The organism is Edaphobacter sp., from assembly GCF_035763405.1.
GTDB lineage: Bacteria > Acidobacteriota > Terriglobia > Terriglobales > Acidobacteriaceae > Edaphobacter.
The window spans coordinates 1-8557 of record NZ_DASUBE010000023.1 but is presented as its reverse complement, the minus strand read 5'-3'; the positions used below and the strand labels follow the sequence as shown (position 1 = coordinate 8557).

Here is an 8557-nt window from a genome sequence, read left to right as displayed (position 1 = left end):
GCGTCCATCGACGCGGGTGAGGCGGTCGAGCGTCTCGTAGAGCGCGTCGAACATGTCGGTATCGGAGAAGGTGGGGATGACGAGCGACTGGAGCGCCTGGGCGATGACGTCCTTGTTGTTGGTGAAGTCGGTGAGGATGTGGGTCTTGAGGTCGTAGGTGACGACGGCGATGTAGTCGTCGGGTTTGAGGGTCTGGAAGAAGGTGAAGGCCGCGTTCTCCATGTCGTAGATGTAGTAGTAGCTGTTGGCGGCGAACTCAAGCAGCATGACGGCGGTGATGGGGGCCTGGGTGGTGCGGACGCTGGTGAGTGTCTGGGGCACGCCGTCTTCGAGGACGAGAAAGTTGGCGGGCTTGAGGCCGGGGACGAACTGGTGCGTCTTGTCGAGGATGACGTTGACGTTGAGGTTGACCATGGGGACGTCAACGCGAAGGGAGTAGTTGGCGCCACCGGGGTTTTTGACTTTGGGTTCGGCGGGGGCGGCTGGCGGCGGGGGCTCGGCCGACTCGGGCTTTTTGCGGATGATGAGCGGGCCGTTGTTGATGGCCGGGCCGGTGTCGCCGGTGTCTGGCTGCTGCTGTTGCTGAGCGTTCGGCTGCTGCGTGTCGGTCTGCGCCGGAACGACTGGGAGCGCAAAGAGAAGCGCGCCGAAGAGGAGGAACAGCTTCGTGGCCGTGCGTTCGGAGTGGCTGGTCATCATTTGAAACTTTACTCCATTGTGTTGGACGGCAGGCGAGATTGATGGTGAGTGCGGTTGGAGTCTTGCTAGTCTGGATGCTGAGACGGGATGCGTATGGGAACGATTCGGGGTTGGGTTGGGGCGGGCAAGCTTTCGTGCTGGCTTGGAGAAAATGCGGGGGGCTCTCCACTGCGGCGGCAGAGAAGGTCGCCTTCGGTCGAGATGACGTGCTTTCGGGGCAGGTTGAGGGAAAAGCAGATTCCTCCGCTGCGCAACGGAATGGAAATGCAAAAAGGTGGTGGTGTGACGGGGAAGGCTGCGGGGCTGTTCGTTGCGCTGGCTCTGTGCGGACTGGGTACGGCTTGCCTGGCGCAGGCTTCAGCGACTGATGTGAGTTCGCCTGCGGCTTTGCCGGCGACTCCGCCGAAGGTGACGGAGTTTTTCCCGTTGAAGGACGTGAGGCGTGGGCAGATGGGCGTGGCCTATACGGTGTTTCAGGGGGTGAAGCCGGAGCCGATGGCCGTGGAGATTCTGGGCGTCCTGAAGAACTCGCTGGGGCCGGAGCGGGACCTGATTCTTGCGCAACTGAAGGGCGCGAAGCCGGAGTATACGGGCGTGGTGGCGGGCATGAGCGGAAGCCCGGTGTATATCGATGGGAAGCTGGTGGGGGCGCTGAGCTACAGGATCGGCGAGTTCAGCAAGGAGCCGATTGCGGGGATTACGCCGATTGCGCAGATGCTGGAGGTGCGGGATGAGGGTGCGGCGGCGGGCGTAAAAGCAGGTTCCTCGGCTGCGCTGCGGAATGGAGATGCAAAGAAAACAGATGCGGGGATTCTTCGCTCCGCTCAGAATGACAGCGATCTGGCATCGCCGGAGATGCGGCCGATTGAGACGCCGCTGGTGATGAGCGGGTTCAGCCAGGAGACGGTGGCGCGGTTCAGCGATCGGTTCAAGGCGATGGGGTTGACGCCTGTGGCGGGGTTGGGCGGCGCGGACGCGAATGCGGTGCAGCCGGAGCCTCTGGAGCCGGGCAGCGCGGTGAGCATGATTCTGGTCGAGGGCGACCTGTCGATGTCGGGCACCTGCACGGTGACGTATGTGGACCCGAAGCAACTGCTGGCGTGCGGGCATCCGATTACGCAGTTTGGGGCGGTGGACATGCCGATGACCAAAGCCGAGGTGGTGGCGACGCTGGCTTCTCCGCTGAATGCGTTCAAGATTATTAACACGACGCAGACGGTGGGTGCATTTACGGAGGACCGCGCGGCGGCGATTCTGGGGCAGTTCGGGGCAAAGGCGCGGATGATTCCTGTGTCGTTGGAGGTGACGGCCCCTGAGGGAACGAAGAGCTATCACTTCGAAGTGCTGGACAATCGCGCGCTGACGCCTTCGGCGATGCTGGTGTCGGTGTATCAGACGTTGCAGGCGACGAATGCTTCGGCGAAAGAGATGAGCTATCGGGTATCGGGCGAGATGGGGCTCAAAGGACTGCCCGCGGTGCGGCTGGGCGGCGTGATGACGGAGAGCGGGGTGACTCCGGCGGCGATCAATACGGCTCTGCTGGTGAATGATCGCTTCAGCAAAGTGTATGAGAATAGCCTGGAGCAGCCGGTGGTGACGGGGTTGACGCTGAAGGTGAAGGCCGTGCCGGAGCGGATGACGGCTACGCTCGATTCGGCGCGGCTGAGCACGATGGAGGCGCGCGCGGGTGACACGGTGGAGGTGGAGGCAACGATTGATCCGTATCAGGCGAAGGCGCGGACGGTGAAGATCAAGGTGAAGCTGCCGGTGTCGTTGACGCCTGGGCCGATGCGGGTGGTGGTGAGCGATGGCGCGACGGCGGATAAGCTGTCGACCGGGACAGGCGCGGCCCACGCGATTGGATTGGCGGATACGGTGGCGGGGTTGAACCGGCTGCACGCGAACGATGGCGTGTATGTGACGCTGCTGGCTCATGCTCCGCAGGCGGTGGTGGACGGCGAGGCCCTGCCGGGCGTGCCGCTTTCGATGGCCAATGTGCTGGAGCCGCTGAAGGCGGAACAGAAGGTGACGCTGACGGGCGAGAGCGCGGTGGCGGCGGGTTCGGTGGAGACGGGCTATGCGGTGAGCGGGTCGGTGGTGCTGGGCCTCGACATACGGCCTTGAGACTGCGAGAGCGATGCAACACAATCGTAATGGTTGCGAACTTGTTATCTGTGCGCGGTGGTTATTTTTGCTCCGCGTGGTGTTGTAGCATCTAAACTGCGGCGCGGGCGGACAACGTCCGAGCTTAAAGGAATGAGTTGAGATGAGCGAGATTCATGGTTTAGCTGCGCACGCGGCGGGCGCGCAATTGTTGCCTTTCAAGTACGATCCGGGAGAGCTTGGGCGAGGTGAGGTGGAGATCAAGATCTCGCACTGTGGAGTGTGCCGCAGCGATGTTCACCTGATCGATAATGATTGGGGTCTTACGAAGTACCCGTTTATTCCCGGGCACGAGATTGTGGGCACGGTGGTGGCGGTGGGCGCGGACGTCGCGGGCTTGAAGATGGGCGAGCGCGTGGGCGTGGGCTGGCAGGCCGATAGCTGCGGCATCTGCGAGTGGTGCAGGCAGGGTGATGAACATCTCTGCGCAAAGGCGCAGCCGACCTGCGTGGGACGCAACGGCGGCTATGCGGACAAAATACGGGTGAACGCGCGATTTGCGATTCCGGTTCCGGCGGTGCTGGAGAGCGAGCATGTGGCTCCGCTGATGTGTGCGGGGATTACGGTGTACTCGCCGCTGAGGAACCACGGGGTGCGGCCTTCGTCGCGCGTGGGGATTATCGGGATTGGCGGACTGGGACATCTGGGAATTCAGTTTGCGAAGGCGTTCGGCGCGGAGGTGACGGCGTTTTCGACGGCGAAGGACAAAGAGGCCGAAGCGAAGTCGCTGGGCGCTCACCATTTTGTGAATACGCGGGACACGGGCGCGCTGAAGAAGGTGGCAGGGTCGTTCGACTTTCTGCTTTCGACCGTGAGCGCGGACCAGGACTGGCAGGGATACGTGGGGGCGCTGAAGCCGAAGGGGATGTTCTGCCTGGTGGGCGCGGCGACTTCGCCGATTCAGGTGCAGGGCTTCTCGCTGCTGGGCGGGCAGAAGTCGATCTCGGGCAGTCCGACGGGCAGCCCGCGCGACCTGTACGAGATGCTGGATGTGGCTGCGCGGCATGGCGTGAAGGCGATCACCGAGCGGTTTGCCATGGCCAAGGCGAATGATGCCGTGGCGAAGGTGAAGAAGAACAAGGTGCGCTACAGGGCGGTGCTGGCGAATTGATGACAGCATGACCCCACCTTAGCGACGATAGGACTGTCGTGCAGATGAGGCACCCTCTCATCTGCACGGATGACACCGATTTAAGGCGACCGCGGATTTCGCGGATTACCACGGATGAAACCATCCGTCCTTTCCGCTGAATCCGTGGTCATCGTTTCTGTGACGGCCTTTTTCTTTTGCGGTGCGGCGTGTTTTAGACTCGATTCACGATGATGCGACGGGTTTTGGTGGCTGGAGTGATGGTGGCGGCTTCCCTGCTGCCGGGGTTTCTGCGGGCGCAGGGGACGAAGCTGTGGAACGTGAACAGCTACGACGAGATGGAAAAAGGCTCGACGAGCGGGGTTGCGATTCGCAGCGACGGACAGATTGAGGCCGGGCCTGCGACTTCCCTGCTTTACGCGACGGGCAAGAGCTATGTGTGGTCGCTTGGCGCAGATGCGGCGGGCAATGCGTATCTGGGATTGGGCGGGACGGCGGCTGGTTCGGCGGCGGTGCTGCGGGTCTCTCCTGATGGCAAGGAAACGCAGATTTTCTCCGGCAAGGAGCTGGCCGTGCAGGCGGTGCACGTGCTGCCGGATGGAAGTGTGCTGGCGGCGACTTCTCCTGATGGGAAGGTGTACAGGATTTCGGCGAGCGGCGGTGAGCCTGCGGTGGTGTTTGATCCCGCGATGACCGAGGAGAAGCCGAAGTATCTGTGGGACCTGGCCGTGGGAAAAGACGGCGCGGTGTATGTTGCGGCGGGCGGGCCGGCGGTGGTGTATCGGGTGCCAGCGGGTGGAGGCAAGGCTGAGGTTTTGTTCAAGACGACAGACCAGCACATACGCTGCCTGCTGATGGCTCCGGATGGGATGCTATGGGCGGGCAGCGATGGCTCGGGTGTGATTTATAAAATTTCAACGACAACGCCGGGGGCGAAGCCCTTTGCGGTGTACTCGGCAAGGCGGCGTGAGATTACTTCGCTGGCGATGGATGCGTCGGGCAATGTGTATGCGGCAGGCGTGGGGACGGGACGCGCACCGCTGCCTCCGCTGCCGGTGACAGGAACGACGAGCGTGACGATTACGTTTTCGGCGCCGGGGTCGGCTTCCTCGGTGGGATCGAACACGCTGGTGCCGGAGGGGAGCGAGATTTATAGAATTTCTCCGGACGGCTCTCCGATGAAGCTGCTGACGCTGAAGGATGATGTGGTGTATGCGCTGGCGACTCGCAATGGGGCTCTGCTGGCAGCAACGGGGAATCGTGGGCGAGTGTATCGCGTGAGCACGGATGGTTCCGGGCAGTTCAGCGATGTGGCGCACCTGGATGCTTCCGAAGGTATGGCGTTTGCCTCGGTGAAGAACGGGCTGCTTGTGGCGACGAGCAATGGCGGGAAGGTCTTCCGGCTGGGCGATGCGGTGGCTGCGGACGCGACGTACACGAGCCAGGTCTTCGATGCGAAGGAATTTTCGCAGTGGGGGCGGGCGGAGGTGCATGGGAGCGACGCCGGGTTCGAGCTGTTTGCGCGCAGCGGCAATGTGGAGAATCCGCTGATGGGTTGGAGTGAGTGGACGCGCGTGGCAGCCGATGGAAGCGTGAGTGTGCCTTCGGGGAGATACATCCAGTGGAAGGCGACATTGCACGCGGACGGTGCGCTGAATGCCGTGGGGTTGAATTATCTGACGAAGAACATTGCGCCAGTAGTGGATGAGGTTGTAGTGCAGCCTGGAGCGCGCGTGCCTCCGCCTGCGGTTTCGCCGATGAACGCGACGGTCCAGGTGGCCTTCCCTGCTGCTTCTTCGGGTGCGGTGAATATTGTGCCGGAGCCGGGCGCGGCCCCGCTGCTGGCGCAAAAGGACAAGACGGCGCTTACGGTGCGATGGCTGGCACACGACGGCAACGGCGACGATCTGCGGTATTCCATCTGGTATCGCGGTGTGGGCGAGCAGAACTGGCGGCTGCTGAAGAACAGGATTTCGGCGAGCTATTACAGCTTCGATGCGGCGCGGCTGCCGGATGGGCGCTACGAATTGAAGGTGGTGGCGAGCGATGCGCCTTCGCACACGGAGTCCGATGCACTGACTGGTGCGCGGGTGAGCGAGGTCTTTGTTCTGGATACGACTCCGCCGGTGCCTGGGGTGCTGGAAGCGGCAATGGAGAATGGAAAGATTCACGCGAAGCTGGAGGCGCGCGATGCGACCTCGCCGATTGCGCGCGCGGAGTACAGTGTGGACGCCGGGCCGTGGCAGTATCTGGAGCCGGTGGGCAAGGTTTCGGATTCGCAGGCGGAGCGGTATGACTTTGTGGCGGCTGTTCCCGCTGCGACGACGCCGGTTGCCGATGCGAACGAGCATGTCATCGCAGTGCGGGTATATGACCGCTATGACAATATGGCGGCGGTCAAGGCGGTGGTCCGCTGATGCGGGCAAAGCTGACGACGTGGCTGACGGCGTGGTTTCCCAAGTACCGGCAGGATGCACTGCTGCTGACAATCGATTTGATTGGCACGTTTGTCTTCGCGGTGGAGGGCGCGCTGGCGGGGATTGCCGCGGGGCTGGATGTGTTCGGACTGATGGTGCTGGCGTTTGTGACGGCGCTGGGCGGAGGCACGATACGCGACCTGCTGATTGGGGCAATTCCGCCCAACAGCATCCGCGACTGGCGGTATGCGGCGACGGCGTTTGCCGGTGGTGGCGCGGTGTTCTGCTTTCATGGGCTGATTCAGGAGGTGCCGGTACATCTGCTGATTACGCTGGACGCGGCCGGGTTGGCGCTGTTTGCGGTGGCAGGTGCGGACAAGGCGGTGGAGTGTGGGATTACTCCGCTGCTTGCGGTGATGATGGGCGTGGTGACGGGCGCGGGCGGCGGAACGGTGCGCGATGTGTTGCTGGCGCGGGTCCCGGCAGTGCTGAACTCGGATGTGTATGCGGTGGCTGCGCTGGCGGGGGCTGTCGTGATGCTCGTTCTGCTGAAGGCGAAGATGCCGCGCGGGCTCGCGATGAGTCTGGGTGCGGCGGTGTGTTTTGCTGTGCGGATGGTGGCGGTGTGGCAGCATTGGAATTTGCCGAGGGTGATGCGGTAGCAGGTTGGGCGAGAGACTTAAGGAAGGTCCGATTCAGTCCGCGAAGATTCCCTGAGGGGCTAAAGAGGGTGATGAAAAAGTGTCTCGCCGGGAAGAAAGAGTGCCTCAGCGGCTAAAGCCGCGTTGATTTTGCAGCGTTAGCGGCACGGCTGAAGCCGTGCCCTTAAGCAAAACTGACTTTTTCAGCACCCTCTAAAGCCCCATTGCATTGAGGGACGTGATGGCGTGGCTGAAGCCACGCCCCTTCAAAGCGAAGACTTAATCAGAGGCTCCTTATAACACCGATTTGCACCGATGACACCGATGACACCGATTTGAATGCGGCGAGGATGGATTCGATGATCGGCTCGATTTTCCATATAGGTGTAGCCCGGCGCGGTCCGGTGCGAAACGCAGATTCCCTTCGGGAATGACAATAAAAATGGGGGGCTGCCCTGGGGATGAGGAGGTCACAGGAACTATACCTCCAGGAAAACAGCGATTCGGCTGCGGGTAGTAAGCTGAGAATCGATGCGATTTGAACTCTTTGTTGCGGCGCGGTATCTGCGGGCAAAGCGGCGGCAGGCCGTGGTGGGCGTGATTACGCTCATCAGCGTCATTGGCGTGGCGGCAGGCGTGGCTTCGCTGATTATCGCGTTGGCGATTACGAATGGGATGCTGCGCGATTTGCAGGCGCGGCTGATTGGCTCGACTTCGCATGTGAGCCTGATGCGCGTGGCTGGAGATGGGATACGCGACTGGCGTCCTCTGCTGGCGAAGCTGCGGAAGGTGCCTCATGTAACGGCGGCTGCTCCGGGACTGTATGGGCAGGTGCTGGTCTCGCGCGGGGCGCGGAGCGGCGGGGCTTTGATTAAGGGTGTGATTCCGAAGGATGAGAAGACGGTCAGCGATCTGTTGCAGTCGGTGAAGGTGGGGTCGGCTGCGGCTCTGGAGCCGGTAGACTCCGGAGAGGGTCCCCATCTTAGCGCGATGAAGCCGCGCGAAGATGGGGCACCCGGCTCTTTGAATGCGATTCCGCCGATTGTGATTGGGAGCGATCTGGCGGAGACGCTTGGGGTGCAGGTGGGGGATTCTGTACTGGTAACGAGTCCGCAGGGAGAGTTGTCCCCTCTGGGAATGGTGCCGAGGTACAGGATGTTTCAGGTGGTGGGGATCTTCAAGTCGGGGTTCTATCAGTATGACTCGAGCTATGCGTTTACGCGGCTGGCCGATGCGCAGAGTTTGTTCTCGGAGCCTGATTTGATCTCGGTCATCAGCTTCAAGGTGGATGATCTTTACAACGCGGACAAAATAGGTCGCGTGATTGAGGCGATGGCCGGGCCGGGGTTCGAGACGACGAACTGGATGGTGGAGAACCGCGAGCTGTTTCGCGCGCTGAAGCTGGAGCGCGTGGTGACGTTCATCGTGCTGGCGCTGATTGTCGCGGTGGCGGCCCTGAATATTCTGATTGCCCTGACCATGATGGTGATGGAGAAGACGAAAGACATTGCCGTGATGATGAGCTTTGGCGTGCGGGCGGAACAGGT

At 61.9% G+C, this 8557-nt stretch carries 6 protein-coding genes; 5 read left to right on the top strand and 1 reads right to left on the bottom strand.

The features are described from left to right. On the bottom strand, window positions 1-699 hold a 699-nt coding region (locus VFU66_RS02405), incomplete at its 3' end, for a vWA domain-containing protein (protein WP_524536957.1). 264 nt (window positions 700-963) lie between these two features. Between VFU66_RS02405 and VFU66_RS02400 the strand changes: the two genes are divergently transcribed. The 5 genes from VFU66_RS02400 to VFU66_RS02380 form a co-directional block, all read left to right on the top strand. Beyond that, the gene (locus VFU66_RS02400) at window positions 964-2823 is read left to right on the top strand and encodes a SpoIVB peptidase S55 domain-containing protein (RefSeq protein WP_326444635.1); all 1860 of its coding nucleotides are present in this window, start codon (window positions 964-966) and stop codon (window positions 2821-2823) included. Window positions 2824-2965: 142 nt separating this feature from the next. After that, window positions 2966-3973 (top strand): NAD(P)-dependent alcohol dehydrogenase, encoded by a 1008-nt coding sequence (locus tag VFU66_RS02395; protein ID WP_326444634.1) that lies wholly within the window; start codon window positions 2966-2968, stop codon window positions 3971-3973. 209 nt (window positions 3974-4182) lie between these two features. Next, window positions 4183-6369 carry a hypothetical protein gene (locus tag VFU66_RS02390; RefSeq protein ID WP_326444633.1) on the top strand — a complete coding sequence of 729 codons (2187 nt, stop codon included), beginning with the start codon at window positions 4183-4185 and terminating at the stop codon, window positions 6367-6369. Beyond that, a complete protein-coding gene (locus VFU66_RS02385; RefSeq protein ID WP_326444632.1) occupies window positions 6369-7031 on the top strand; it encodes a trimeric intracellular cation channel family protein in 663 nt (220 codons plus the stop codon). Before VFU66_RS02390 ends, VFU66_RS02385 begins: the two co-directional genes overlap by 1 nt. 510 nt (window positions 7032-7541) lie before the next feature. Then, a partial coding sequence (locus tag VFU66_RS02380; RefSeq protein ID WP_326444631.1) for an ABC transporter permease occupies window positions 7542-8557 on the top strand: 1016 nt, incomplete at its 3' end.

What these genes read in the sequence shown, in the direction of transcription:
- VFU66_RS02400 (WP_326444635.1), top strand. Translation starts at nt 964, where the DNA reads ATGCAAAAAGGTGGTGGTGTGACGGGGAAGGCTGCGGGGCTGTTCGTT.
- VFU66_RS02395 (WP_326444634.1), top strand. Translation starts at nt 2,966, where the DNA reads ATGAGCGAGATTCATGGTTTAGCTGCGCACGCGGCGGGCGCGCAATTG.
- VFU66_RS02390 (WP_326444633.1), top strand. Translation starts at nt 4,183, where the DNA reads ATGATGCGACGGGTTTTGGTGGCTGGAGTGATGGTGGCGGCTTCCCTG.
- VFU66_RS02385 (WP_326444632.1), top strand. Translation starts at nt 6,369, where the DNA reads ATGCGGGCAAAGCTGACGACGTGGCTGACGGCGTGGTTTCCCAAGTAC.